This window comes from Salipiger sp. ABN3_019 (assembly GCF_056158605.1).
In genome coordinates, this window is sequence record NZ_JBSWTP010000009.1 from 764,873 (window position 1) to 788,344 (window position 23,472).

Sequence of the window (23,472 nt, forward strand, 5' to 3'; positions counted from 1 at the left end):
AGTTCACCGGCCCTTGGCGGAGCGGGTATCCCGTGTATTCTCCGCCCTATGAGAGATATTCTGACCGTCACGCTCAATCCTGCGCTCGATCTTTCGACGACTGCCGACCGTGTCGAGGCAGGTCCGAAGCTGCGCTGCGATGCGCCCGCGATCGACCCCGGCGGCGGCGGCATCAACGTCGCGCGGCTCGCGGCCGAACTGGGCGGCCCGGCGCGGGCCTTCGTCGCCCTCTCCGGCCCGACGGGAATGCGGCTGGAGGCGGCGCTGGCCGAGCTGGGCCTGCCGATGGTGCGGATGAAAGCTCCGGGTGAGACGCGGGAAAGCTTTGCCGTGCACGACCGTCAGACCGGCGCGCAATACCGCTTCGTCATGCCCGGCCCGGTCTGGAGCGCGGGCGACGTGATGGACGCGCTTGATGCCATCTCGAGCACCGTGCCGCAGGGCGGGATCGTCGTGCTGAGCGGCAGCCAGCCGCCGGGGGTGCCCGATGATTTCCCCACCGAGCTGTGCCGGGCGCTGAAGGGCCGCGGCGCTTATGTCATCGTCGACACCTCCGGGCCGGTGCTCGAAGCGCTGGCGCGGGGCACTGATCCGGCACCGGCGGTGCTGCGGATGGACAGTCTGGAAGCCGAAGAACTGGCTGGGCGGCCGCTGATGACCCGCGCCAATTCCGCGGGGTTTGCCGCTGAACTGGTGGCGCGCGGGGCGGCGGAGCGGGTGATCCTTGCGCGCGGGGCCGATGGCTCGGTGATGGCCGGGCCCGATGGACTCTGGCAGGTCAGCGCGGCCAAGGTTTCGGTGCTCTCGGCGGTGGGGGCGGGCGACAGTTTCGTCGGTGCCTACGCTTTCGGTATTTCCTCTGGGCTGAGCGCGCCCGAGGCGCTGGCGCTTGGGGCGGCGGCGGCCAGTGCTACGGTCACCACGCCGGGCACGAGCCTGTCGACCCGCGCGATGATCCACGACCTGCTGGATCAATGCGGCGCCAGCGCGCTCTGAGCCCGCCATACAGGCTGTGAGATAAGAAAACCCCCGGCCAGAGAGAGATGACCGGGGGTGCCGGAGAGGCGCGGTCTGTCAGGCGACCGCGGCTTGGTCCTGCCCGTGCAGCTGTAGCCGCACCATGGTCTGGTTGAGCAGGATATAGGCGATCTCGCCAAAGGTGACGGGACCGGTGAAACTGCCGGTGCGCTTGTCCTGAAGCTCACCGAAGAGGAAATTGAGGATGCAATTGCACGACAGCTCCTGCGCGCCGTCGCCCTGCGCCTGACGGGCGAAGACGGTGGCATAGTCGCCGGGGCTTGCGGCAAGCCGGTAACTGACCCCTTCGATCACCGGCGCGTAGAAGGCCACGCCTTCGGGTCCGACCGACTGGAACGAGACATTGACGAGGGCGCCCGCGTAATTGGCCACCAGCGGCAGCCGGGTGTCGATGCCCTGCGCCTCGACCCATTTGGAAAAATCCACCTCTGCGCCGTCGATCCGCCCGGTTTCGGCGGCAAAGCCGGTGGCGGGGAAGGTGATCTCGGGGCCGCTGTCGTCTTGGGTGAAGAGATTGAGGATCTCGACATTCGCACTTCGGCTGGCAGAGAGTTTCACGTGGAGCACCAGCGCGCCCTCTTGGTGCACGCGGCCGGTGGTGCCGTCGATCACCTTCGGCGTGGCGCTGGCAAGCTCATCAAGATGCACCCCGGTGATCCAGCCCATCACCGGCTGATCGAAGAGGCCGGGATATTCCGCGCCGTGGATGGCATAGGCCTCATGCGCCTTGCTGAAGGCGGGGATCAGGATCACCGACAGCCCGTTGTCGAAACGGCCCATGGTCAGGCTCGGCAGGTCCTCGCCTTCATAGAGCACGGCGCGGGCATCTTCTGCGGCCTCAAGCTCGGTGACAAAGACATTCTCGCGGTCCACATGGCCGCCGGTCTCGGTCATGAAATAGACCGTGGTGCCGCCGATCCAGCGCCCGCGGGGCAGCTTGGTCAGCACCTCCTCGTCGCCCGCGATCACCAGCGTCGCGCCTGCGTCGATCCTTGCGGCGGCCTGCTCGGGGGTCATCATCTGGTTCTTCATCGCGCGTCCTTTCAGAAGAGGGCGATATCCTTCGTCGCGAAGGCGTTCTTTTCGAAATAACCCCGCAGTTCGGCGATCTTGCCGGACATCTGCGCCGGGCTGGCCTTCACCTCGCGGCGCAGTCGGGTGACGAGGATCTTGGTTGCCAGCACCGCGCCCGACAGCTCGGCTTCGGAACTGAGCACGCGGCGCCAGCAGGGATTGGATGCGTCGGGGATCATCTTTGGCTCCATCTTCGTTGCGAAAACGGGGCTACGGCGATTCCTCTTAACGGTTTGCAAAACGCGGTTGTGATGAGCTGTGGCGGGCCCGGATGTGGCCTCTTGCGCCGCGCGCGCTACTCTTTCGCGCGGGAGAAACCGCCATTCGCATACCCTTGGGCGAAGGCCAAAGCAGGAGAGGATGACGATCATGGAAAAGAACAAGATGACACGCCGCAGTGCACTGACCGCCGCCGCGGCGCTGCCGCTTGCCGCCGGGCTGACCGGAGCCGGTGCCCGCCCCGCTGCCGCGCAAGAAGCGCAAGGGCCGCAGGTGCCGCGCACCTACCGGGTGCCGCTGGGCGATTTCGAGGTGACCGCGATGATGGCGGGCACGCGCACCGTACCCGAGCCGAAGGGCACCTTCGGCCTCAACGCCAGCGACGAGGAATTCGCCGAGGTCTCGAAAGCCGCGCATATTCCCACCGACAAGGCGCAGTTCTTCTTCACCCCGACGCTGGTCAACACCGGCAGCGCGGTGATCCTGTTCGACACCGGGCTCGATCCTGCGGGCATCACCGCTGCGGTCGAAGCGGCGGGCTACGCGCCCGAGGATGTGACCCATGTGGTGATCACCCACATGCATGGCGACCATATCGGCGGGCTTTCGGACGGCGGCACGCCGACCTTCGCCAATGCCGCGCTGCTGACCGGGCAGGAGGAGTGGGCCCATTGGACCGAAGCAGGCAACGACACCTTTGAAAGCAAGGTGCGCCCGCTGGAGGATCAGTTCAGCTTCCTCGGCAATGGCGAGGAAATCGCGCCGGGCATCACCTCGGTTCTCGCGCCCGGGCATACGCCGGGGCATATGTGCTTCATGCTCGAAAGCGGCAGCCAGAAGCTGATGCTGACCGCCGATCTGGCGAACCACTACGTCTGGTCGGTAGGCAAGCCCGATTGGGAAGTGCGCTTTGACATGGACAAGGAGCTGGCCGCCAGTTCGCGGCGCAAGATCTTCGGCACGCTGGCCGAAGAGAAAACCCCCTTCATCGGCTACCACATGCCGTTCCCGGCAGTGGGCTATGTCGAGGCCGAGGGCGACGGTTTTCGGTACATGCCACACAGTTACCAGTTGCTGATGACCTGAGGCCGCTGGCCCTAGGGTGGGGATGGGTCAGCGGAAGGCTGGCCCATGCGCCCAGATGGTCAGCGAATGGCGCTCGCCGCCGGTCACCGGCGTGACCCGGTGCAGCATATAGGACGGAAAGAGCGTGGCGGTGCCGCGCTCTTTTTTTGCCGCGACCACGTGGTTCGAGGGCATCAGTTCCAGCGCGCCGCCCTCATAGGCGCCCTCGTCGGAAAGCTGCACCACCATGGTCAGCTTGCGACGCGCGGCCAGACGGCCTTCGCCGATGTCCGAATGCCAGTCGAAATGCCCCTCACGCTCGGCGCCGTAGCGCGCGACCTGCGCGCTTTCGTCGAAGGCATCCAGCGCGAAGTCATAGGCGGATCGGTTGGCGTCACGCACCAGTTCGATGATCCGATCCATGACCCAGCCGGTGTCTTCCACATCGTCGAGCCACACCAGATCGGCGCGGCGCATGTTATGCGCGCGCTGCTGGCCCACAAGGCGCGCGTCCGAGGCCTCGGCATTGCGCGAGATCTCGATGAGGCGGCTGCAGTCGGCTTCGGAAAAAGCCTGCGGAATGCTGTGGACGGTGATCATGCGCGCGCTCCTGAATGCGGAAGCGCGCCATTAGGGCGGATAGGGAAGGGGATCTGCGCCAATTGCGACGCGGAGGGCGGAAAGCGACCTGTCTTTGCGTCACGGCCCCGCTCTACGGCCCGCTGTTTTGCGCGCGCCTCGCAGATCGAACCGTTTGGGTCTTTTCCCGCCGCCGGCGCGGGGCCATATCCCCTGCATGACAACAGCCGATACTGCGCCCGATCTTGCCGCTTTCGAGACCATGGCCCGCGCCGCGGTCGACGCTCTACCCGAGCCGTTCCGCGCCGCCGCCGCCGAGGTGGTGCTGCAGGTCGAGGACTGGCCGCCCGAGGACATTCTGCAAGAGATGCAGATCGACGATCCGCTCGATCTCACCGGGCTCTACGAGGGTGTGCCGATGACCGAAAAGTCGAGCAGCTGGCCCTCGCCCTATCCCGATACCGTCTGGCTGTTCCGCGAGCCGATCCTACAGGAATGGCGCGACCGGGGCGATGTCGAGCTGGATGCGCTGATCGCCCATGTGACGGTGCATGAGTTCGCCCACCATTTCGGCTGGTCCGACGACGATATCGCCAGCATCGACCGTTGGTGGGAGTAGCGGTGGGCCAGATGGCCCGCGTGCCGTATCAGCCGTTGTCGCGCCAGCGGTTGGCGATGGGATAGCGCCGGTCGAGCCAGAAAGCCTTTTGCGACAGGCGCGCGCCCGGAGCGGCTTGGAAGCGTTTGTATTCCGAGATGTAGAGCAGATGCTCGACCTTCTTTGCATCGGCGCGGTCATAGCCCGCTGCGACGCAATCAGCGATCGAGCCATCGCGGTCCACGAGAATCTCTAGAATGCCGTCCAGCACCGGGTAGTCGGGCAGGCTGTCGCTGTCCTTCTGGTCCTCGCGCAGTTCGGCCGAAGGCGGCTTGGTGATGATCCGCTCGGGGATCACCTCGCCGTCGGGGCCGTTCATCCACGGGCGCTGGTTCTCGTTGCGCCAGCGGCAGATGGCGAAGACGCGAGTCTTGTAGAGATCCTTGATCGGATTGTAGCCGCCCGCCATGTCGCCGTAGATCGTGGCATAGCCCACCGCGACCTCGGACTTGTTGCCGGTGGTCAGCAGCATCTCACCGAATTTGTTGCTCAGCGCCATCAGCAGCAGCCCACGCAGGCGCGACTGGATGTTCTCTTCGGTGAGATCGGCATCGCGCCCGGCAAAGAGCGGGGCCAGCGTGTTGGTGATCGCCTCGCGCCCTTCGGCGATCGGCACGAAATCATAGTGGCAGCCGAGGTTGGTGGCGCAGGCCTTGGCATCCTCCAGCGAATGCTCGGAGGTGTATTCCGACGGCAGCATCACGCAGCGCACGTTCTCGGCCCCGAGCGCATCGGTGGCGATGGTCGCCACCAGCGCCGAGTCGATGCCGCCGGACATGCCCAGCAGCACCTTGCCGAAGCCGGTCTTGCGGCAATAGTCGCGCAAGCTGAGCACCATGGCGTGGTAGTCCTGCTCCATGTCGTCCGGGTGCTGCACGAAGCGCCCATCCTCGGCGCGCCATCCCTCGGGGGTGCGCACCAAATCGACCTGTGCGATCTCTTCCTCGAAGACCGGCAGTTGCAGCGCCGCCTGTCCGCCGGGATTCAGCACAAAGGAGCCGCCGTCGAAGATCTGGTCGTCCTGACCGCCCACCATATTGAGGTAGATCAGCGGCAGGCCGGTCTCGACCACGCGGGCGACCATCTTGTTGAGCCGGGTCTCGTGCTTGTTGCGGCGGTAGGGCGAACCGTTGGGCACCAGCAGGAACTCGGCCCCGGTCTCGGCGTGGGTCTCGGCAACATCCTCGTACCATGCGTCCTCGCAGATCGGCGAGCCGATGCGCACGTTGCCCACCGCGTAGGGGCCGCCGATGGCACCGCTGTCGAAGACCCGCACCTCGTCGAAGACGCCATAGTTCGGCAGGTGGTGCTTGAACACATGGGTGACGATCCGTCCGCCGCGGCAGATGAGATAGGCGTTGTAAAGCTCGGTGCCCTCGATCCACGGGCAGCCGATCGCCAGCGCGGGCCCGTCGGCGCAGGCCTCGGCCAGCGTCTTCGCCACCTCCATGCAGTCCAGCGTGAAGGCGTGTTTCTTCGGCAGATCCTGCGCGTTGTAGCCAGCGATGAACATCTCGGGCAGGGCAACAAGCTGGGCCCCGGCGTCGCGGCCCTTCTCCCAGGCATCCTTTGCCTTGGCGGCATTGCCTGCAAGATCGCCCACGGTCGGGTTCAGCTGCGCGATGGTCAGGCGGAAACGGTCGGCCATGAGCCCCATCCTTTCGGTCACATCCGCGTGCCCACATAGCAGAACCACGCCCGAGGGGAAGAAGCTGAGGGCAAAAGAGATTGTCAGCCAAGGGGGTGTTGTTTAGTTTCGCGGCGGCAGAGGGGCCGATTTTCGGCGGAAAACAACAGGCATCCGGCAAAGGTCCGGCAGGGATTTCGCATGAAGCTTTCAGGCAGAACCATCCTCACGGCGGCGGCCATCGGCGCGCTGACATATCCCGCGCTCGCGCAGGTCGAGGATGGCGAGGTGCAGACCAAGCAATATGACGACGGCGGGGTCTATGAGGGCACCTTCCAGGGCGGTCTGCAGCACGGCACGGGCACTTACCGCATGCCCAACGGCTATGAGTACACCGGCGCTTGGGTCGAAGGCGAGATCCGCGGCGAGGGCGTCGCGCGCTTCCCCAATGGGTCGGTCTATGAGGGACAGTTCGCCAAGGGCAAGCCCGAGGGCATTGGCCGCATCGTCTTTGCCGATGGCGGCACCTACGAGGGGTCTTGGCTCGACGGCAAGATCACCGGCAAGGGCGTCATGCAATATGCCAACGGCATGCGCTACGAAGGGTCTTTCCGCAATGCGCTGCACCATGGGCGCGGTGTGATGACCGGCCCCAATGGCTATCGCTACGAGGGCGATTGGGTGAACGGCGTCAAACAGGGCAATGCCGAGATCGCCTATCCCGACGGCTCGGTCTACGAGGGGCGCGTGGCCAATGGGCTGCGTGACGGTCAAGGCAAGCTGACCATGCCCGACGGGCTGATCTACGAGGGCACATGGCGCGAGGGGCAGATCGACGGCGTCGGCAAGCTCACCCAGCCCAATGGCGACATCTACGAGGGCGAACTTGTGGACGGCCGCCGCGAAGGGCAGGGCAAGGTGACCTATGCCAATGGCGACATCTACGAGGGCCAGTTCGACAACGACCAGCGGCAGGGCACCGGCACCTTTATCGGCGAGGATGGCTACCGCTACGAGGGCGACTGGGTTTCGGGCCAGATCGAGGGGCAGGGCAAGGTCACCTATCCCGACGGTTCGATCTACGAGGGCGCCTTCCTCGGCGATCTCGCGAATGGCCGGGGCAAGATCACCTATCCCGACGGCTCGACCTATGAAGGCGACTGGGTCGACGGGGTGATCGAAGGCGCGGGCATCGCGCGCTACGCCAACGGGCTGGTCTACGAGGGCAGCTTCAAGAACGCCCGCAACGACGGGACGGGCGTGATGACCTACCCCGACGGTTACCGCTACGAGGGCGACTGGCAGGACGGTCAGCGCCATGGCGAAGGCACGGCCACCTATCCCGACGGCACGGTCTATACCGGTGCCTTCCGCGACGGCCAGCGCCACGGGCAGGGCAAGATCACCATGCCCGACGGTTTCAGCTACGAGGGCGCATGGGTCGATGGCGAGATCGAGGGTGAGGGCGTCGCGACCTATGCCAATGGCGATGTCTACGAGGGGCATTTCGCGGGCGGCAAACGGCAGGGCGAGGGCACCATGCGCTATGGCACCGGCGAGCAGAGCACCGGCGAATGGGTCAACGGCGTGCTGACCACCGACACCCCGGTGCAGGACAGCGAGACGCCAGCGGATGCGGCACCGGACGAAGGTGCCGCCGACGAGGCGCCGGAGGCGGCAGCCGAAGAGCCCGCCGCCGAGCCCACCGAAGAGCCCGCGACCGACTGAGACGGAACATCCCCGGGCTCCCGGGTGTTTTCCCTGCGTCAAGCAAGGGAGACGACACGATGAGCAGCTTTCAGGTCGGAGAGATCGTGAAGTGGAACTGGGGCGCGGGCAGCGCCACCGGCAAGATCGCCGAGCGCTTCGAGCGCAAGGTGACCCGGCAAATCTCGGGCGAGAAGATCACCCGCAACGGCTCGTCGGATGCGCCGGCCTTCCTGATCGAGCAGGACGACGGCGGCCGCGTTCTGAAGCTGGAAAGCGAGCTGGAAAAAACCTGACCCCGCGCAAGCTCGCGGCTGCGCGGGGACCTTCCCAGCGCGCCCCCGTCCATCTTCTTCTCTTTCCAAATACGCACATCCCGCCCTCACCGCCCGGCGCGGCGCTGGGCTCACATGTCCGGCGGGGTCAGACCGTCTCGCCAGCCGACAGCCGCTTCAAAAACGCTTCGGCCTCGGCCAGAACCGTCTCGCGCTTCGCTTCGTCCATCCGGTCCCATGTGCGGTACATATTGCCCATGCGAGGGTTGTTCTCGAACCTCTCGCGGTGCCGGGTCAGAAAGTGCCAATAGAGCAGGTTGAACGGGCAGGCGCCTTCGCCGGTCTTTTGTTTCACCTTGTAGGCGCACTGCCCGCAATAGTCCGACATGCGGTCGATATAGGCGCCTGACGAGACATAGGGCTTCGAGGCGATCACCCCGCCGTCGGCGAACTGGCTCATGCCCACGGTGTTGGGCGCTTCGACCCATTCGAAGGCATCGGCGTAAACCGACAGATACCACTCATGCACCTCCGCCGGGTCGATCCCGGCAATCAGTGCGAAATTCCCGGTCACCATCAGCCGCTGGATGTGATGGGCATAGGCCTCGTCGCGCGTCTGCTCGACGGCTTTCGACAGACAGCGCATCTTGGTCTCGGCACCCCAATAGAGCGGCGGCAGCGCGCGCTGCTGGTTGAGGCGGTTGCGGTGCGGATACTCAGGCCCCTCGTGGAAATAGATGCCGCGCACGTATTCGCGCCAGCCGATGATCTGGCGGATGAAGCCCTCGACCGAATTGAGCGGCGCGTCGCCCGCGCGATAGGCCTCCGCCGCCGCCTCGCAGACTTCCAGCGCAGAGAGCAGCCCGATGTTGATGTAGGGCGAGACCAGCGCGTGGTTGAGGTATTTATGCCCGTCCAGCATGGCATCCTGATAGGCACCGAACTCGGGCAGCGCGTGGCGGATGAAATGCGCCAGCGCGCGCTTGGCCTGCCCGCGGTCGGTGGCGAAATGAAAGGGGCGTAGCGTGCCGAAGTTCTTGGGAAACCGCGCCTCGACGAGATCGAGCACCTCTTCCACGGTCTCATCGGGGGTAAAGCTCATCGGACCGCCGTGGCCGATGCCGTCGGGCGGCGGCTTGCGGTTCTCGCTGTCGTAATTCCAGTCGCCGCCCTCGGGCTTGTCGCCGTCCATCAGCAGCCCGGTCTTGCGGCGCATCTCGCGATAGAAATACTCCATCCGCAGCGCCTTGCGCCCCTTGGCCCAATCCTCGAACTCGGCGTGGGAGGCGAGAAAGCGGTCGTCCTCCAGCAGGGTGATGTCCAGCGGCGTGTCGCGCAAAGCCTCGATCAGCCGCCACTCGCCCGGCTCGGTGGCCAGAACCTCGGTGGCGCCGGTCTCTTCGGCGCGGCGCAGCAACTCGCCGGGGATCGAGCCTGCGTTCTCGGTGTCGTCAAGCTGGGTGTAGCGGACCTCCCAGCCTTCTTTGCGCAGATGGGCGGCGAATTTGCGCATGGCGGCGAAGATCAGCGCGATCTTCTTGGGGTGGTGGGCGGTGTAATCGGTCTCGGCGGCGACCTCGGCCATGACCACCACGTCGGTCGCCTTGTCGGCGCGGCGCAGGGCGATCAGATCCTCCGAAAGCTGGTCGCCCAGCACCAGCACCAGACGGCTCACCACGCGACCTCCTTGCCTGCCCAGTCGAAAAAGCGCCCGGTCTCTTCGGGGCCGAGCCCGTCCAGCACCGACAGCAGGTTGTGCGCAGCCTCTTCGGGCGGCACGGCGGGGTGGCGGCCAAGGTATTCGGCGGTAAAGGGCGTGGCGACGGTGCCCGGATGCAGCGCGACGCAGGCCAATTGCTTGTGCGTGCGCGCCAGTTCCACCGAGGCGGTGCGGATCATCTGGTTCAGCGCCGCCTTGGAGGCGCGGTAGGAATACCAGCCGCCCAGCCGGTTGTCGCCGATCGAGCCGACGCGGGCCGAGAGCGCGGCAAAGACCGCGCGGCGGTCCCTTGGCAGCAGGCGCATGGCGTGTTTCAGCATCAGCGCCGGGCCGAGCGCATTGATCGCCATCTGCTGCATCATCTGCGCCGGGTCGAGCGATTTCAGGGTCTTCTCCGGGGCCGCCCCCTCGGAGCACAGCGCGCCGGTGGCGACGAGGATCAGATCGAAGCTGCCCTCCAACGCGCCGAGGTGCCGTTCGACCGAGGCCTCGTCGGTGACGTCGAGCCCATGCTCGCGGCGCGACAGCCGCGTGACCTCGGTGCCGCGCACCTCCAGAGCCGCGGCAAGGGCGCTGCCGATGCCGCCGCTCGATCCTATGACGATTGCGCGTTCCTGAGTTCCGGTCATGTCCGCCGAAATAGCGGCGGCGCGGCCATCGGCAAGCGGGTCAGCCCAGTTCCAGCGTGCCCACCGCGTTCTGGCCGCGTCCGGCAAGCGGCGCCGGACCGCGATACATGCGGGCGGTGTGGAACACCGGCTGCATCCCCATGGCAAGGCAATGCGCCGCCAGCGCGGCGGATTCGGCGGGCAGGTCGATCATCACCTGATCTTCGCCGGTATGCGCCGCGGCGGCCTCGAGCAGCGCCTGCGCCACCGGCAGGTCGGGCGCGCAGAGCGGCCCGATCTTCCAGCCCTCGTGGCAGCCCCGCAGCGTGAGAAAGCCGTTCGGCTTCCCGGCCTCGCGATGCACTAGCGTGAAACGGGTCTGCGCCGGTTCCAGCCAAGCGGCGGTGAACCGGGGTTTGGCGTAGCCACAGGCCTTGGCCTCCATGGCGATCAGCGCGGCATGCTCGTCGGCGGCGGCGCACTGCACACCCTTGCCGGGGCCGCGGCTCAGCCGCCCGGCAAAGCGTTTCGTCTGCCCGGCCAGAACGAAGCCGGACTTGCGGTAGTTCTCTTGCTGCGCGGGCACGCCGTCGAGCCCGATGGTGCGGGTGCCGGCATGTTTCATAGCGTGCAGCCAGAGCGCATGGGCGATGCCCTGCCCGCGGTAGGCCGGGGCGCAGAGATAGAGCCCGAGGAAGGCAAGGCTGTCGGTATGGTTCACCACCGAGATCGCCGCGGCCATGTTGCCGCCAAGCTCGGCGCAGAAAAAGCCTTCGGGGTCCGCCGCGTAAAAAGGATCGAGATCCTCGAGGCCCGGGTTCCAGCCCTCCTTGGCCGCCCAGTCGAGCGCGTGGCCGAGATCGGCCTTGGTCATCGTGCGCAGCATCATGGCCGTAGCGCCTCGCGCAGGCTTTGCGGTGTGGCCGGAGCCTCGCGCAGGTCGAGTGAGGACAGCAGGTCCAATAGGTGCCCTTTCATCAGCTCCTCCGCCGTGGCGCCATCGCCCTCCTCCAGAGCGGTGAGCAGCGCCTCATGTGCATGAGTTTCGCACATTGCGTTGGGTCTGCGCCAGTAGAGTGCGATCACCAGCGACGAACGGGCAATCAGCTGGGTGATGAAATCCGCGATGGTCGACTGGTCGGCGATGCGCGCGATCTCGATATGAAACTCACCCGAGAGCCGTACTGCAGTGCCATATTCACCGCGATCGAGCGCCGCATGTTCCTCGGCGTTGTGACGTCGCAGCCTTGCCGCATCCTCGGGGGTCATGCGCTCGGCGGCAGAGCGGGCGGTGCGCGGCTCGAGCAGGGCACGGGCCTCGAACACCTCGCGCGCCTCGCGAATCGATGGTGCCGCAACAAAGGCGCCGCGGTTGGGCTCGATGGTGACAAGCTGGTCATGCGCCAGCATCTGCAGCGCCGAGCGCACGATCGTGCGGCCCACGCCGAAGATCTCGCCGACCTCATCCTCGTTCAGCTTCAGTCCCGGTGCCAGCCGGTGCTCGTGCACGGCAAGGGTCAGCGCATCGGCCACGGCCCGCGCCTTCGATCCTTTGGAGCCCTTCCCGCGCCCCGCTGGCGCGGCCTCTTTCGCTGTCATCGCGGCCTCTCCCCTTTGGATCACCAATCTTTCCGAGCCGTGCCGGAGGCACAAGCAGCCAGGGGATTGCATGTAGAACTTCGTAAGATCGTACACAATCTGAAATCAAAAAGTGCACACGATGGGGGATTTTTGGTGAAAATTTCAGCGTCACGAAGAATTTGCCCTGCCGCAACGTTGCCCGCGCTTCGTTTTTTACGAGCGCCGGGGACAGGATCGGTCAGCACTCAAGCTGCGGACACACGCGGATCTACGGGGGACATATGCGCCAAGGACTCGATCTCGAACTCGTCGGCCTGACCAAGCGCTACGGCGATACCGTCGCGGTCGACGCGATCAACCATCACTTCGGGTCCGGCGTCTATGCCTGCCTTCTGGGGCCTTCGGGCTGCGGCAAATCCTCGACCCTGCGGATGATCGCCGGGCATGAGACGGTCAGCGACGGCGCGATCGTGCTGGGCGGCAGCGACATCTCGCATCTTCCCCCGGCCAAGCGCGGCACGGCGATGATGTTCCAGAGCTACGCGCTGTTCCCGCATCTTTCGGTGGCGGACAATGTCGCCTTCAGCCTCAAGATGAAGGGCACCGACGCCGCCACCCGCCGCAAGAAGGCGATGGAGATGCTCGCGCTGGTCGACATGACCCAATTTGCCGAGCGCCTGCCGTCGCAGCTTTCGGGCGGTCAGCAGCAGCGCGTGGCGCTGGCCCGCGCGCTGATCACCGAGCCGCAGATCCTGCTGCTCGACGAGCCGCTTTCGGCGCTCGATCCGTTCCTGCGCATCCGCATGCGCGCCGAGCTCAAGCGCCTGCAGCGCGAGCTTGGCATCACCTTCGTGCATGTCACCCACGGGCAGGACGAGGCGCTGGCGCTGGCTGATGAGATCGTGGTGATGAACAACGCGGTGATCGAACAGGCGGGTCCGGCCCGCGAGGTGTTCAACAGCCCCAAGACCGAGTTTGTCGCGCGGTTCATGGGCGGGCACAATGTGCTGGCGCTGCCGCAGGGCCATTTCGCAATCCGCAACGACCTGACGCGCATCGCGCCGCAGCAGGGCGCCAAGCTGGATGGCCGCGTCACCTCGGTAGAGTTTCAGGGGGCGCATGTAGCGGTCACCGTGCTTGCCGCGGGCGATCAGGACGTCACCGCCTGGGTGCCCGAAGAGCAATTCTTCTCTGATCCGAAATCCCCCGGCGACGGGGTGGGCCTGGTCTGGGACGACCAGGCGCTGCATCCGCTTTCGGCCTGAAGGGGCCGGGGTGAACAAGGGCCGAAAAGGTCCGGTCAAGACAAGTCCAACACAGGGAGTTAGGACATGACGACGAAGAAACTCAGCCGCCGCGGCCTTCTGAAAGGCGCTGCTGCTGCCGGTGCGGCAACCGCCTTCCCGGCGCCGATGATCTGGGCCCAGAACATCAAGGATGTCACCCTGCGCCAGTTCGGCACCGGCGTGTCGAACCTCAACGAGGTGGCGCAGAAGGTGAAGGAAGACCTCGGCTTCACGCTCGAGATGACCGCGCTCGACTCCGACGCCGTCACCCAGCGCGCCGCCACCCAGCCGGGCAGCTTCGACATCGCCGACATCGAATACTGGATCTGTAAGAAGGTCTGGCCGACCGGCAACCTGCAAGCCATGGATGTCAGCAAGATCAAGAACTACGACAAGATCGTCGGCATCTTCAAAGACGGCAAGCTGACCCCCGAGTTGACCATCGCGCAGGGCACCGCGCCGCACACCGTGGGCTTCACCGACGGTCCCGATGGCACCACCTTTGCCGACCAGCAGACCAACTGGATGACCCTCATCCCGACGATCTACAACGCCGACACGCTGGGCATCCGCCCCGACCTGATCGGCCGTCCGATCGAGACCTGGGCCGAGCTGCTGAACCCCGAGTTCAAGGGCAAGGCCTCGATCCTCGACATCTCGTCGATCGGCATCATGGACGCCGCCATGGTCTGCGAAGCGATGGGCGAGATCGCCTATGGCGACAAGGGCAACATGACCCGTGAAGAGATCGACAAGACCATGGCGATCTTCACCGAAGCCAAGCGCGCCGGTCAGTTCCGCGCCTTCTGGAAGACCTTCGACGAGAGCGTCAACCTGATGGCCTCGGGCGAGGTGGTGATCCAGTCCATGTGGTCGCCCGCGATCACCGCGGTGAAATCGCGCGGCATCGATTGCGTCTACCAGCCGCTGAAAGAAGGCTACCGTTCGTGGGGCGGCGGCATCGGTCTGTCGAAGAACCTCTCGGGACTCGAGCTGGATGCGGCCTATGAGTACATCAACTGGTACCTCGACGGCTGGGTCGGCGGCTTCCTGATGCGTCAGGGCTATTACTCGGCGGTTCCGGAAACCTCCAAGAACTTCATGTCCGAAAACGAGTGGGGCTATTGGTTCGAGGGCAAGGAAGCCACCGACACCATCACCAACCCGTTCGGCGACGCCATGGCGCAGGCCGGTGAAGTGCGCGACGGCGGCTCGTTCGAAGAGCGCATGGGCTCGGTGGCCTGCTGGAATGCCGTCATGGACGAGAACCAGTACATGGTCCGCAAGTGGAACGAGTTCATCGCAGCCTGATCCTCTCGGGTCTGACCGTGACACCTTGGTCCTGACCGAGATCGCCGCGCCCCGGATGTGCCCGGGGCGCGGCACCCTGATGCGGTGCGCCGCACCACACAAAGACCGGAGGCCGCATGCGCGCTGGCGAAAACAACCGACATCTGACCGGCTGGCTGCTGGCCTCGCCCCTGACCCTCGTGCTGATCTTCTTCCTCGTGCTGCCCATCGCGATGATCGTCGTGGTGAGCTTTTGGCAGGCGACGGAGTTTTCGATCATCCCGGCGTTCAGCTGGGAGAACTACGATTTCCTGTTCGGCTCGCCGGTGACCTACCGGGTGTTTGGCAACACGATCAAATACGCGCTGATCGTCTGGGCCTGCACCTTGCTGATCGGCTTCACGGTGGCCTATTTCCTCGCCTTCCATGTGCGCACGCAGACGTGGCAGATCGCGCTCTTCCTGCTTTGCACCATCCCGTTCTGGACCTCGAACATCATTCGGATGATCTCGTGGATCCCCTTTCTGGGGCGCAACGGGCTGGCCAACTCGGCGCTGATTTCGGCGGGCATCACCGACGAGCCGCTGGAATGGCTGCTCTATTCGGATTTCTCGGTGATCCTCGCCTTCGTGCATCTTTATACGCTGTTCATGGTGGTGCCGATCTTCAACACCATGATGCGCATCGACAAATCGCTGATCGAAGCGGCCTATGACGGCGGCGCCTCGGGCTTTCAGACGCTGACCAACGTGATCATCCCGCTGTGCAAGCCGGGCATCATGATCGGCACGATCTTCGTTGTCACATTGGTGATGGGCGACTTCGTTACGGTGCGCTTCATGTCAGGCTCGCAATCGGCCAACGTCGGCCGCCTCATCCAGAACGATATCGCGCTGCTGCAATATCCCTCGGCCTCGGCCACGGCGGTGGTGCTGCTGATCACCGTGCTGATGGTCATCGGCATCCTTCTGCGCTTCGTCGACATCCGCAAGGAGCTCTGATCCATGGAATCCCGTCCCCGCTCCTTCTACGTGCTCGGCGCCTTCTTCGTGCTGTTCCTGCTGTTCCTCTACGGGCCGACCTTCACCATCGCGATCCTGAGCTTTCAGGGGCCGCAGGGCGGCCTCACCTTCCCGATGCGCGGCGTCTCGCTGCATTGGTTCTTCGATCTCTTCGAGCAGCAGGCGGTGGGCGACATCTGGGGCAGCTTCCGGCGCAGCTTTGCGCTTGGCCTGCTGGTGATGGTCACCACGGTGGTGGTCTCGGTGGCGGGCGGTCTGGCGTTCCGCAAGCGTTTTGCCGGCAACGCGGTGCTGTTCTATCTGGTGATCACCTCGCTGGTGATCCCGTCGATCCTCGTGTCGCTGGGCGTCGGGCTGATCTTCAGCCAGCTTGGCCTGCCGATCCACTGGGCCAGCTCCGGCTTCGGCTCGCAGCTGACATGGACGCTGCCCTTTGGCCTGCTGATCATGTTCGCCGTGTTCAACCGCTTCGACAAATCCTTCGAAGAGGCCGCCCGCGATCAGGGCGCGACCAACTGGCAGACCCTGCAGCATGTGGTGTTGCCGATCATCGCCCCCTCGCTGATCGGCGTCGCGCTCTTTGGCTTTACACTCAGCTACGACGAGTTCGCCCGCACCCTGCTGACCGCGGGCAGCTACAACACGCTGCCGCTCGAGATTTACGGCATGACCACCAATGTCACCACGCCGGTGATCTTTGCCTTGGGCACGCTGACCACCGCCTTTTCGCTGGTGATCATCGGGGTGTTTCTGCTGACCGTCTGGTCGATGAACAAGCGCCGCGCCAAGCAGGGGTCCGACGCCGGCAAGGGAATGGTCTGATGGCCTATGTGATCATCAACCCCAACAGCACCGCCGCGATGACCGAGGGCATGCTGGAGGTCGCCCGCGCCGCTGTGCCGGGGGTGACGCTGGAAGGCTGGACCAACACGGGCGGCCCGCCTGCCATTCAGGGGCATGAGGATGGTCTGAAAGCCGCGCCGTCGCTGCTGGAGCTGATCGACAAGGCCAATGCCGACGGGTTCGAGGGCATCATCATCGCCTGTTTCGACGACACCGCGCTGGAGGACGCGCAGGCGCGCTCGAAGGTGCCGGTGATCGGCATCGGTCAGGCGGCCTATCATATCGCCGCGCTGCGCGGCTGGAGCTTTTCGGTGGTCACCACGCTGCCGATCTCGGTGCCGATCATCGAAGGCAACATCATCGGCTACGGGTTCGAGCATCTCATGGGCAAGGTCCGCGCCTCGGATGTGCCGGTGCTGGCGCTCGAAGAAGATCCGGACAAGGCCACCGAGGCGGTGGCGGTGGAGACTGCCCGCGCGATGGCCGGCGACGGCGTGGATTGCGTGATCCTTGGTTGCGCGGGCATGGCCAAGCTGACGGCGCATCTGCGGAGCCGCTTCGACAAGCCGATCCTCGACGGGGTGGAAAGCGCAGCGCGGCTGATCACGGCGCTCTGAGCGGGATCGTGAGTGCAGCGGTAGACGGGTGGCTCAAGCCAGGGCTTTCGCCGTCGCGTCCAGCGCCACCCCGGGTTTCGCCATCTTCGGCCAGCTTGCGATGATCGCCGCGCAGCCCTTCACCTTGTGCTGCACGAGCAGCGCCGGAAGGTCCACGAGCCGCCCAGTGATCATCCGCTCGCCGGGTTTGGACACTTCGACCGCGATGGTCAGCGGCGCATCCTCGGGCATCCCGGTCTCGAGCAGCGAGGTGGTGATCCGCGCCGACTGGCCGACCGCCATGTAGAGCGCCAGCGTGACACCGGGCTTGGCGTGACGTGCGCAGTCGGGCATGGGGTCGCCCTCGCGCGCATGGCCGGTGGCCAGCACCAGCGCGTCGGTCTCGCCGCGCGTCGTCAGCGGCATGCCCGCATGCGCGGCGGCGGCCATGGCGGCGGTGACGCCGGGCACGATCTCGACCTCGATGCCGTGCATCCTCGCCGCTTCCAGCTCCTCAGCGGCGCGCCCAAAGATGCCCGGATCGCCGGACTTCAGCCGCACCACCTTTTGCCCGCGCAGGGCGGCGGCAACGATCACCGCGTTGATCTGCTCCTGCGGCCAGGAATGCGCGCCGACCTCTTTGCCGACAAAGACCAGTTCCGTCGTCGGTCCCGCCATGGCCAGCACCTCGGGATCGACCAGCCGGTCGTAAAAGATCACATCCGCCGTGCGCAGCCGCGCGGCGGCGCGCAGGGTCAGCAGGTCCGCCGCACCCGGCCCGGCACCGACCAGCGCGATGGAGCCCTTGGCCGGCATTTCGTGCGGCGCGGCGATCGGAAAGCTGGGAAGAACGCTCATCTCGGGATCCTCATTCTGCGGCTTCGGGAGAGACTTCGGGCGCGGGGGATTTGGCGCGGGCCAGAAGCGCGGCCAATTCGGGGCGGCAGGAGCCACAGTTGGTGCCGGCCTGCAGCGCCGCGCCAATGGCGTCGACGTTCATCAGGCCCTGCGTTTCGATGGCGCTGAGGATGGTGTTCACCCCGACGTTGAAACAGGCGCAGACCACCGGGCCCGGATCGGGCTGATCCGCGGGCGCGCGGCCGGTGAGCACATGCGGCGCCTCTTCTCCGGGCAGCGACGCCACATGGCTGCGCATCACCACTACCGGCTCGGGCGAGACGAAGAGTGCGGCCAGAAGCCGGCCCTCGGAATGGAAGGCGATGCGGACGCTGCCGCGGCGCGGATCGTGAACCACCTGCGCCTCGGCGCGGGGCAGATCGAACAGGCGGCGCGCCTCGGCTTCCCAATCGGCGGGGACGGTGCTGCCTGCCATTTCCACCTGCCAGCCGCTGTGGGTGCGTGCGAGCGCCCAGTAGTCGCTATTGGGCGCCATCTCGGTGCAGGAGACGGCAAAGCCGTACCAGCGCGCCTCGAAGGGCGCGAGCGCGACCACAGCGCCCTTGCTCTCGGGCTGGCCCGAGATCGGGTCGGTGACGGGGGGCACAAGCGCATCCACCCGTGCGGCGGGCGCGGTCTCGCCGGTCCAATGCATGGGGGCGAAGACCTCGCCCTTGTGCACTTTGTCGGTGACCAAGGCGCGCAGCAAGGCGGTGCCCTTGGGCGAGGTGACGCGCACGAGGCTTGCGGGGGTGATGGCCAATGCGGCGGCGTCGGACGGGTGGATTTCCACGAAGGGCTCGGCCAGATGCGCAGACAGGCGCGGCGAGCGGCCGGTGCGGGTCATCGTGTGCCACTGGTCGCGGATGCGCCCGGTGTTGAAGCGGAAGGGGAAGCGCGGCGCGGTCTTATTGGCGAAGTCCTTCCACTTCACCGGCACCATGCGGGCGCGGCCACTTTCGGTGTAAAAAGCGCCGCTTCCGAAGAAGCGCCCACCCTTGCGCGCCCCGGCAAAGGGCCAGCGGAATGGCGCCAGCGCATGATACTCGCCATCGGTGAGACCGGCGTGGCCGGAGATGTCGAAATCCTTGCCAAAGCCGCCCGCGATCCCCGAAAGCGCGGCGTATTCGCGAAAGATCTCGGCGGGGGAGGCATAGTCGAACCCCTGCAGCCAGCCCATGCGCTTTCCCACTTCCGAGAGGATTTCCCAGTCAGGCTTCGCCTCACCGGGCGCGGGCAGGGCGGCGCGCTGGCGCGAGATGGTGCGGTCGGAATTGGTGACGGTGCCTTCTTTCTCGCCCCATGCGGCGGCGGGCAACAGCACATGCGCAAGCCGCGCGGTGTCGGTTGCGGCGGTGATGTCGCTGACCACCACGAAGGGGCAGTCCTTGATGGCATCGCGCACGCGGTCGGCATCGGGCATGGTCACGGCGGGGTTGGTATGGATCACCCACAGCGCCTTGATCTTGCCCTCGCCCACGGCTTGGAACAGGTCGACAGCTTTGAGGCCGGGCGTCTCGGGGATCGTCGGCGAGGACCAGAACTCACGCACCGCCGAGCGATGGGAAACATTCTCGATATCGAGATGGCAGGCCAGCATATTGGCCAGACCGCCCACCTCGCGCCCGCCCATGGCATTGGGCTGGCCGGTGACAGAAAGCGGCCCCATGCCCGGCTGCCCGATGCGCCCGGTGGCGAGGTGGCAGTTGAGGATGGAGTTCACCTTATCGGTGCCCGAGGAGGATTGGTTCACACCTTGGCTAAAGACGGTGACGACCTTCTCGGTCCGCACAAACAGATCGTAGAACTTGCGCAGCGTCGCGGCGTCGAGGCCGGTGCGCGCGGGATCATCGTCCGAGGCGCTCTCGAGCGTGGCATCGAAGCCCTCGACATGCGCCATGAAGGCCGCATCCGCCGCACCTTGCGCCGCGATCTCGGTCAGCAACCCGTTGAACAGCGCCACATCGGTGCCGGCCTTCAGCGGCAGGTGCAGATCGGCGATGTCGCAGGTGGCGGTTCGGCGCGGATCGACAACCACGACCTTCAGGGTCGGGCGGGCCTTTTTGGCGGCAACGACGCGCTGATACAGGACCGGGTGGCACCATGCGAGGTTGCTGCCCACCAGAACCACCAGATCGGCCTCTTCGAGATCCTCATAGGTGCCGGGCACGGTGTCGGTGCCGAAGGCGCGCTTGTGCCCCGCCACGGTCGAGGCCATGCAGAGCCGCGAATTGGTGTCGATATTGGCCGAGCCGATGTAGCCTTTCATCAGCTTGTTGGCGACGTAGTAATCCTCGGTCAGCAGCTGCCCCGAGACGTAGAAGGCCACGCTGTCCGGCCCGTGCTCGGCGATGGTTTCGCGAAAACGCAGGGCAACGAGATCGAGCGCGGCGTCCCAACCCGTCTCGATCCCGTTGACACGAGGCGAGAGCAATCTCCCCTCGAGGCCCAGCGTCTCGCCCAGCTGCGAGCCCTTGGAGCAGAGGCGCCCCTTGTTTGCAGGGTGCGCGGGGTCGCCGCGCACATCGAGCCCGCCCGCCCCGTCAGGGCGCAGCAACACGCCGCAGCCAACGCCGCAGTAGGCGCAGGTCGAGCGAATCTCAGGCAGGCCCGTTCCGTCCATCACGCGGCACTCCTCTTTCCGACGGCGACGCCATCGAGCAGGATGCGCTCGCCTTCGAGGCGCACCGGATAGGTGGCGATGCGGCCCTCGTCGGCGCCCTGCGCCTCGCCGGTGTTCAGATCGAACACCCAGTTGTGCAGCGGGCAGGTGACCTTCTGGCCGTGCACGATGCCCTCGGACAGCGGCCCGGCCTTATGCGGGCAACTGTTGGAGGCGGCAAAGACTTCGGCCTCGGCGGTGCGGAAGATCGCCACGCAGCCCACCGGGGTTTTCACCAGCCGCGCCCCGCGCAGGGGAACGTCGTCGATATGTCCGATGTCGATCCAGCTCATTCCGCAGCCTCCAGCGTGAGATCGGCGAGCGGGTGGAAGCGGCGTGCCACCTCCGGCTTGGCCCGCTCGGCCCATGGGTCTTTTTGGTAGACGGACTGGGAGAGGTCGAAACGCTCCACCAGCGCCTGCCGTTCGGCGGCGTCGGCGAGGGTCTCCTTCACCCAGTCGAGCCCGACCTTGGCGACCCATTTGTAGGGCCGGTCGAGATATTTGGCGTGCTCGCGGTAAAGCTGCACGAAGGCGACGGTCCATTCGATCGCCTCTTCCTCGGTGGGCACGTCGACCAGACGCTCGGTCTCTTTCACGTCCATGCCCGCGGCCCCGGCAACGCCGATCTGGAAGCCGCTGTCGACGCAGACGATGCCCACATCCTTGCAGGTGGCTTCGGCGCAGTTGCGCGGGCAGCCAGAGACGCCAAGCTTGACCTTATGCGGCGTCCAAGAGCCCCAGAGCCGCCGCTCGAGCGCGATGCCGAGCCCGGTGCTGTCCTGCGTGCCGAAGCGGCACCATTCGGAACCGACGCAGGTTTTCACCGTGCGCAGACCCTTGGTGTAGGCGTGGCCCGAGACCATGCCAGCTTCGTTCAGATCGTGCCAGATGGCGGGCAGATCTTCCTTTTTCACGCCCAGAAGGTCGATGCGCTGACCGCCGGTGACTTTCACGGTGGCGCCGTATTTCTCGGCCGCCTGCGCGATTGCCATCAGTTCCTGCGGCGTGGTCATGCCGCCCCACATGCGAGGCATCACCGAATAGGTGCCATCCTTCTGGATGTTGGCGTGGTTGCGCTCGTTGACAAAGCGGCTTTGCGGGTCGTCCACATAGTCGAGCGGCCAGTCGGCGAGCAGGTAGAAGTTCACCGCCGGGCGGCACACATGGCAGCCGTTGCGGGTGGTCCAGCCCAGTTCCTGCCAAACCGCTTCCTGGCTTTTCAGCTCCTGCGATTTGATCAGGCGGCGCACGTCCTCATGGCTGAGGTCGGTACAGCCGCAGACCGATTGCGCGGCGGGAATGACGAAGTCATCGCCCAGCGTCACGGCAAGGATCTGTTCCACCAGCCCGGTGCAGGTGCCGCAGGAGGCGCTGGCCTTGGTCTTGGCCCGCACCGCGCCGAGGTCTCCGGCACCGGCGTTGATTGCGTCTTCGATCTGTCCCTTGCAGACGCCGTTACAGCCGCAGATCTCCGCGTCACGCGGTAAGGCTGCAACGGCCGCCATAGGGTCCGCAGCGGCCCCCCCTTGGTAGGCCGGTCCGAAGATCAGGGTCTCGCGCATCTCCTCGACGCACTCACCGTCCTTGATGAGCCCGTGGAACCACGCGCCGTCGGCGGTGTCGCCATACATGACCGCGCCGATCAGGCGGTTCCCTTCGAGGATCAGGCGCTTGTAGACGCCGCGCGCCGGGTCGCGGAAGACGATGTCCTCGCGGCCCTCACCTTCGGCAAAATCGCCCGCCGAGAAGAGATCGCAGCCGGTGACCTTGAGCTTGGTGGCGACCTCCTTCTGCACGAAGCGGGCCTCCTCGCCGAGCAGGGTCTTGGCGAGCACTTTGGCCTGATCGTAGAGCGGCGCGACGAGGCCGAAGATCGCTCCGGCGTGCTCGACGCATTCGCCAAGCGCCAGAACATCGGGGTTCGAGGTGATCATGTGATCATCGACGACAATGCCGCGGTTCACCTCGAGACCCGCCTCCTTGCCGAGCGCGGTGCTGGGGCGGATGCCCACCGCCATGACCAGCAGATCGCACGGGAGTTCGGTTCCGTCGTCGAGTTGCAGGGCGCGGACATGGCCGTTCTCATCGGCGAGGATCTGTTTGGAGTTGGCCTTGCAGTGGATGCGGATGCCCTTGTCGACCAGAGACTTGCGCAGCAGGTAGCCCGCCGCCTCGTCAAGCTGACGCTCCATCAGGTGGCCCATGATGTGCACCACGTCGACCTCGGTGCCGCGTGCAGCCATGCCGGCGGCGGCTTCCAGCCCCAGAAGACCGCCGCCGATGACCACCGCGCGCTTGCCTGCGCCGAGGGCCATCATCGCCTCCGTGTCCTCGAGATCGCGGTAGGGGATCACCCCCTCCAGATCGTGACCCGGAAGCGGGATGATGAACGGGTTCGAGCCGGTGGCGATGACCAGCTTGTTGTAGGGCAGGGCGCCCTTTTCGCCGGTCACGACCTTCTTCTCGGTGTCGATCGCCACGACCTTTTCGCCGAAGCGGCAGGTCACGCCGCGCTCTTCGTACCAAGCGGCGTCATGGGTGACGATCTCTTCGTAGGTCTTCTCGCCCGACAGAACCGGCGACAGCATCAGGCGGTTGTAGTTGCCGCGCGGCTCGGCGTTGAAAAGGGTGATGTCATAGGCTTCGGGGCTGGCGTCGATCAGATGTTCCAGCATGCGGCCAGAGGCCATGCCGGCACCGATCACGATGAGTTTCTTCGCCAT

General features: G+C 65.8%; 22 protein-coding genes. 10 read left to right on the top strand and 12 right to left on the bottom strand.

All coding sequences use genetic code 11. The features are described 5' to 3' along the window. Positions 1 to 48 precede the first annotated feature (48 nt). Positions 49 to 996, top strand: a complete 948-nt coding sequence (locus ACXAD2_RS11760) for a 1-phosphofructokinase family hexose kinase (RefSeq protein ID WP_475170089.1) — start codon at positions 49 to 51, stop codon at positions 994 to 996. Positions 997 to 1,074: 78 nt separating this feature from the next. On the opposite strand, the gene ACXAD2_RS11765 is transcribed toward ACXAD2_RS11760, so the two are convergent. Further along, positions 1,075 to 2,070 (bottom strand): DUF6976 family protein, encoded by a 996-nt coding sequence (locus ACXAD2_RS11765; RefSeq protein WP_475170091.1) that lies wholly within the window; start codon positions 2,068 to 2,070, stop codon positions 1,075 to 1,077. Between the two features lie 11 nt (positions 2,071 to 2,081). Continuing rightward, positions 2,082 to 2,291 (bottom strand): hypothetical protein, encoded by a 210-nt coding sequence (locus ACXAD2_RS11770; RefSeq protein WP_066106880.1) that lies wholly within the window; start codon positions 2,289 to 2,291, stop codon positions 2,082 to 2,084. Positions 2,292 to 2,481: 190 nt separating this feature from the next. On the opposite strand from ACXAD2_RS11770, the gene ACXAD2_RS11775 reads away from it, so the two are divergent. Continuing rightward, positions 2,482 to 3,417, top strand: coding sequence for an MBL fold metallo-hydrolase (locus ACXAD2_RS11775; RefSeq protein ID WP_475170094.1), 936 nt, complete (start codon positions 2,482 to 2,484; stop codon positions 3,415 to 3,417). A 27-nt stretch (positions 3,418 to 3,444) separates the two neighbouring features. Here ACXAD2_RS11775 and ACXAD2_RS11780 read toward each other — a convergent pair whose 3' ends face one another. Further along, entirely contained in the window at positions 3,445 to 3,996 is a 552-nt protein-coding gene (locus ACXAD2_RS11780; protein ID WP_224905914.1) for a 2OG-Fe(II) oxygenase, read from the bottom strand. A 196-nt stretch (positions 3,997 to 4,192) separates the two neighbouring features. Here ACXAD2_RS11780 and ACXAD2_RS11785 point away from each other — a divergent pair, with 196 nt between their 5' ends. Next, entirely contained in the window at positions 4,193 to 4,594 is a 402-nt protein-coding gene (locus ACXAD2_RS11785; protein WP_475170096.1) for a metallopeptidase family protein, read from the top strand. 28 nt (positions 4,595 to 4,622) lie between these two features. Here ACXAD2_RS11785 and ACXAD2_RS11790 read toward each other — a convergent pair whose 3' ends face one another. Next, a complete protein-coding gene (locus tag ACXAD2_RS11790; RefSeq protein ID WP_475170098.1) occupies positions 4,623 to 6,281 on the bottom strand; it encodes an NAD+ synthase in 1,659 nt (552 codons plus the stop codon). Positions 6,282 to 6,461: 180 nt separating this feature from the next. Here ACXAD2_RS11790 and ACXAD2_RS11795 point away from each other — a divergent pair, with 180 nt between their 5' ends. Continuing rightward, on the top strand, positions 6,462 to 7,988 hold the full coding sequence (locus ACXAD2_RS11795; protein WP_475170101.1) for an MORN repeat-containing protein: 1,527 nt from the start codon (positions 6,462 to 6,464) through the stop codon (positions 7,986 to 7,988). A gap of 59 nt (positions 7,989 to 8,047) precedes the next feature. Beyond that, positions 8,048 to 8,263, top strand: coding sequence for a hypervirulence associated TUDOR domain-containing protein (locus ACXAD2_RS11800; protein WP_164179956.1), 216 nt, complete (start codon positions 8,048 to 8,050; stop codon positions 8,261 to 8,263). 127 nt (positions 8,264 to 8,390) lie between these two features. Here ACXAD2_RS11800 and ACXAD2_RS11805 read toward each other — a convergent pair whose 3' ends face one another. The 4 genes from ACXAD2_RS11805 to ACXAD2_RS11820 are packed head-to-tail and all read right to left on the bottom strand — an operon-like array spanning position 8,391 to position 12,169. Next, positions 8,391 to 9,917, bottom strand: coding sequence for a cryptochrome/photolyase family protein (locus ACXAD2_RS11805; RefSeq protein ID WP_475170103.1), 1,527 nt, complete (start codon positions 9,915 to 9,917; stop codon positions 8,391 to 8,393). Next, positions 9,914 to 10,591 carry an SDR family NAD(P)-dependent oxidoreductase gene (locus tag ACXAD2_RS11810; protein WP_475170105.1) on the bottom strand — a complete coding sequence of 226 codons (678 nt, stop codon included), beginning with the start codon at positions 10,589 to 10,591 and terminating at the stop codon, positions 9,914 to 9,916. The genes ACXAD2_RS11805 and ACXAD2_RS11810 overlap by 4 nt, the downstream gene beginning before the upstream one ends. 40 nt (positions 10,592 to 10,631) lie before the next feature. Then, positions 10,632 to 11,459, bottom strand: a complete 828-nt coding sequence (locus tag ACXAD2_RS11815) for a GNAT family N-acetyltransferase (RefSeq protein WP_475170107.1) — start codon at positions 11,457 to 11,459, stop codon at positions 10,632 to 10,634. Next, positions 11,456 to 12,169, bottom strand: a complete 714-nt coding sequence (locus ACXAD2_RS11820) for a GntR family transcriptional regulator (protein ID WP_475170109.1) — start codon at positions 12,167 to 12,169, stop codon at positions 11,456 to 11,458. The genes ACXAD2_RS11815 and ACXAD2_RS11820 overlap by 4 nt, the downstream gene beginning before the upstream one ends. A gap of 263 nt (positions 12,170 to 12,432) precedes the next feature. Between ACXAD2_RS11820 and ACXAD2_RS11825 the strand changes: the two genes are divergently transcribed. From ACXAD2_RS11825 to ACXAD2_RS11845, 5 genes are all read left to right on the top strand, one after another. Continuing rightward, positions 12,433 to 13,416 carry an ABC transporter ATP-binding protein gene (locus ACXAD2_RS11825; RefSeq protein ID WP_066103646.1) on the top strand — a complete coding sequence of 328 codons (984 nt, stop codon included), beginning with the start codon at positions 12,433 to 12,435 and terminating at the stop codon, positions 13,414 to 13,416. 66 nt (positions 13,417 to 13,482) lie between these two features. Then, the gene (locus ACXAD2_RS11830; RefSeq protein ID WP_475170111.1) at positions 13,483 to 14,748 is read left to right on the top strand and encodes an ABC transporter substrate-binding protein; all 1,266 of its coding nucleotides are present in this window, start codon (positions 13,483 to 13,485) and stop codon (positions 14,746 to 14,748) included. A gap of 116 nt (positions 14,749 to 14,864) precedes the next feature. Then, complete coding sequence (locus ACXAD2_RS11835; protein WP_224905900.1) at positions 14,865 to 15,728, top strand: ABC transporter permease; 864 nt, start codon at positions 14,865 to 14,867, stop codon at positions 15,726 to 15,728. A gap of 3 nt (positions 15,729 to 15,731) precedes the next feature. Further along, on the top strand, positions 15,732 to 16,571 hold the full coding sequence (locus ACXAD2_RS11840; RefSeq protein ID WP_066103652.1) for an ABC transporter permease: 840 nt from the start codon (positions 15,732 to 15,734) through the stop codon (positions 16,569 to 16,571). Then, a complete protein-coding gene (locus ACXAD2_RS11845) occupies positions 16,571 to 17,209 on the top strand; it encodes an aspartate/glutamate racemase family protein (protein ID WP_475170113.1) in 639 nt (212 codons plus the stop codon). The genes ACXAD2_RS11840 and ACXAD2_RS11845 overlap by 1 nt, the downstream gene beginning before the upstream one ends. Positions 17,210 to 17,242: 33 nt before the next feature. Here ACXAD2_RS11845 and cobA read toward each other — a convergent pair whose 3' ends face one another. Genes cobA through nirB form a run of 4 tightly spaced genes read right to left on the bottom strand, consistent with a single transcriptional unit; the run spans position 17,243 to position 23,472 of the window. Further along, the gene (gene cobA, locus ACXAD2_RS11850) at positions 17,243 to 18,046 is read right to left on the bottom strand and encodes a uroporphyrinogen-III C-methyltransferase (protein WP_475170116.1); all 804 of its coding nucleotides are present in this window, start codon (positions 18,044 to 18,046) and stop codon (positions 17,243 to 17,245) included. A gap of 10 nt (positions 18,047 to 18,056) precedes the next feature. Then, positions 18,057 to 20,708, bottom strand: a complete 2,652-nt coding sequence (locus tag ACXAD2_RS11855) for a molybdopterin-dependent oxidoreductase (protein WP_475174851.1) — start codon at positions 20,706 to 20,708, stop codon at positions 18,057 to 18,059. Then, the gene (gene nirD / locus ACXAD2_RS11860; RefSeq protein ID WP_066103660.1) at positions 20,708 to 21,040 is read right to left on the bottom strand and encodes a nitrite reductase small subunit NirD; all 333 of its coding nucleotides are present in this window, start codon (positions 21,038 to 21,040) and stop codon (positions 20,708 to 20,710) included. Before nirD ends, ACXAD2_RS11855 begins: the two co-directional genes overlap by 1 nt. Further along, the gene (nirB, locus tag ACXAD2_RS11865) at positions 21,037 to 23,472 is read right to left on the bottom strand and encodes a nitrite reductase large subunit NirB (protein ID WP_475170119.1); all 2,436 of its coding nucleotides are present in this window, start codon (positions 23,470 to 23,472) and stop codon (positions 21,037 to 21,039) included. Before nirB ends, nirD begins: the two co-directional genes overlap by 4 nt.

Coding starts and splice junctions, on each gene's coding strand:
- ACXAD2_RS11760 (WP_475170089.1), top strand. CDS start 49: ATGAGAGATATTCTGACCGTCACGCTCAATCCTGCGCTCGATCTTTCG.
- ACXAD2_RS11765 (WP_475170091.1), bottom strand. CDS start 2,070: ATGAAGAACCAGATGATGACCCCCGAGCAGGCCGCCGCAAGGATCGAC.
- ACXAD2_RS11770 (WP_066106880.1), bottom strand. CDS start 2,291: ATGATCCCCGACGCATCCAATCCCTGCTGGCGCCGCGTGCTCAGTTCC.
- ACXAD2_RS11775 (WP_475170094.1), top strand. CDS start 2,482: ATGGAAAAGAACAAGATGACACGCCGCAGTGCACTGACCGCCGCCGCG.
- ACXAD2_RS11780 (WP_224905914.1), bottom strand. CDS start 3,996: ATGATCACCGTCCACAGCATTCCGCAGGCTTTTTCCGAAGCCGACTGC.
- ACXAD2_RS11785 (WP_475170096.1), top strand. CDS start 4,193: ATGACAACAGCCGATACTGCGCCCGATCTTGCCGCTTTCGAGACCATG.
- ACXAD2_RS11790 (WP_475170098.1), bottom strand. CDS start 6,281: ATGGCCGACCGTTTCCGCCTGACCATCGCGCAGCTGAACCCGACCGTG.
- ACXAD2_RS11795 (WP_475170101.1), top strand. CDS start 6,462: ATGAAGCTTTCAGGCAGAACCATCCTCACGGCGGCGGCCATCGGCGCG.
- ACXAD2_RS11800 (WP_164179956.1), top strand. CDS start 8,048: ATGAGCAGCTTTCAGGTCGGAGAGATCGTGAAGTGGAACTGGGGCGCG.
- ACXAD2_RS11810 (WP_475170105.1), bottom strand. CDS start 10,591: ATGACCGGAACTCAGGAACGCGCAATCGTCATAGGATCGAGCGGCGGC.
- ACXAD2_RS11815 (WP_475170107.1), bottom strand. CDS start 11,459: ATGATGCTGCGCACGATGACCAAGGCCGATCTCGGCCACGCGCTCGAC.
- ACXAD2_RS11820 (WP_475170109.1), bottom strand. CDS start 12,169: ATGACAGCGAAAGAGGCCGCGCCAGCGGGGCGCGGGAAGGGCTCCAAA.
- ACXAD2_RS11825 (WP_066103646.1), top strand. CDS start 12,433: ATGCGCCAAGGACTCGATCTCGAACTCGTCGGCCTGACCAAGCGCTAC.
- ACXAD2_RS11830 (WP_475170111.1), top strand. CDS start 13,483: ATGACGACGAAGAAACTCAGCCGCCGCGGCCTTCTGAAAGGCGCTGCT.
- ACXAD2_RS11835 (WP_224905900.1), top strand. CDS start 14,865: ATGCGCGCTGGCGAAAACAACCGACATCTGACCGGCTGGCTGCTGGCC.
- ACXAD2_RS11840 (WP_066103652.1), top strand. CDS start 15,732: ATGGAATCCCGTCCCCGCTCCTTCTACGTGCTCGGCGCCTTCTTCGTG.
- ACXAD2_RS11845 (WP_475170113.1), top strand. CDS start 16,571: ATGGCCTATGTGATCATCAACCCCAACAGCACCGCCGCGATGACCGAG.
- cobA (WP_475170116.1), bottom strand. CDS start 18,046: ATGAGCGTTCTTCCCAGCTTTCCGATCGCCGCGCCGCACGAAATGCCG.
- ACXAD2_RS11855 (WP_475174851.1), bottom strand. CDS start 20,708: ATGGACGGAACGGGCCTGCCTGAGATTCGCTCGACCTGCGCCTACTGC.
- nirD (WP_066103660.1), bottom strand. CDS start 21,040: ATGAGCTGGATCGACATCGGACATATCGACGACGTTCCCCTGCGCGGG.
- nirB (WP_475170119.1), bottom strand. CDS start 23,472: ATGGCGAAGAAACTCATCGTGATCGGTGCCGGCATGGCCTCTGGCCGC.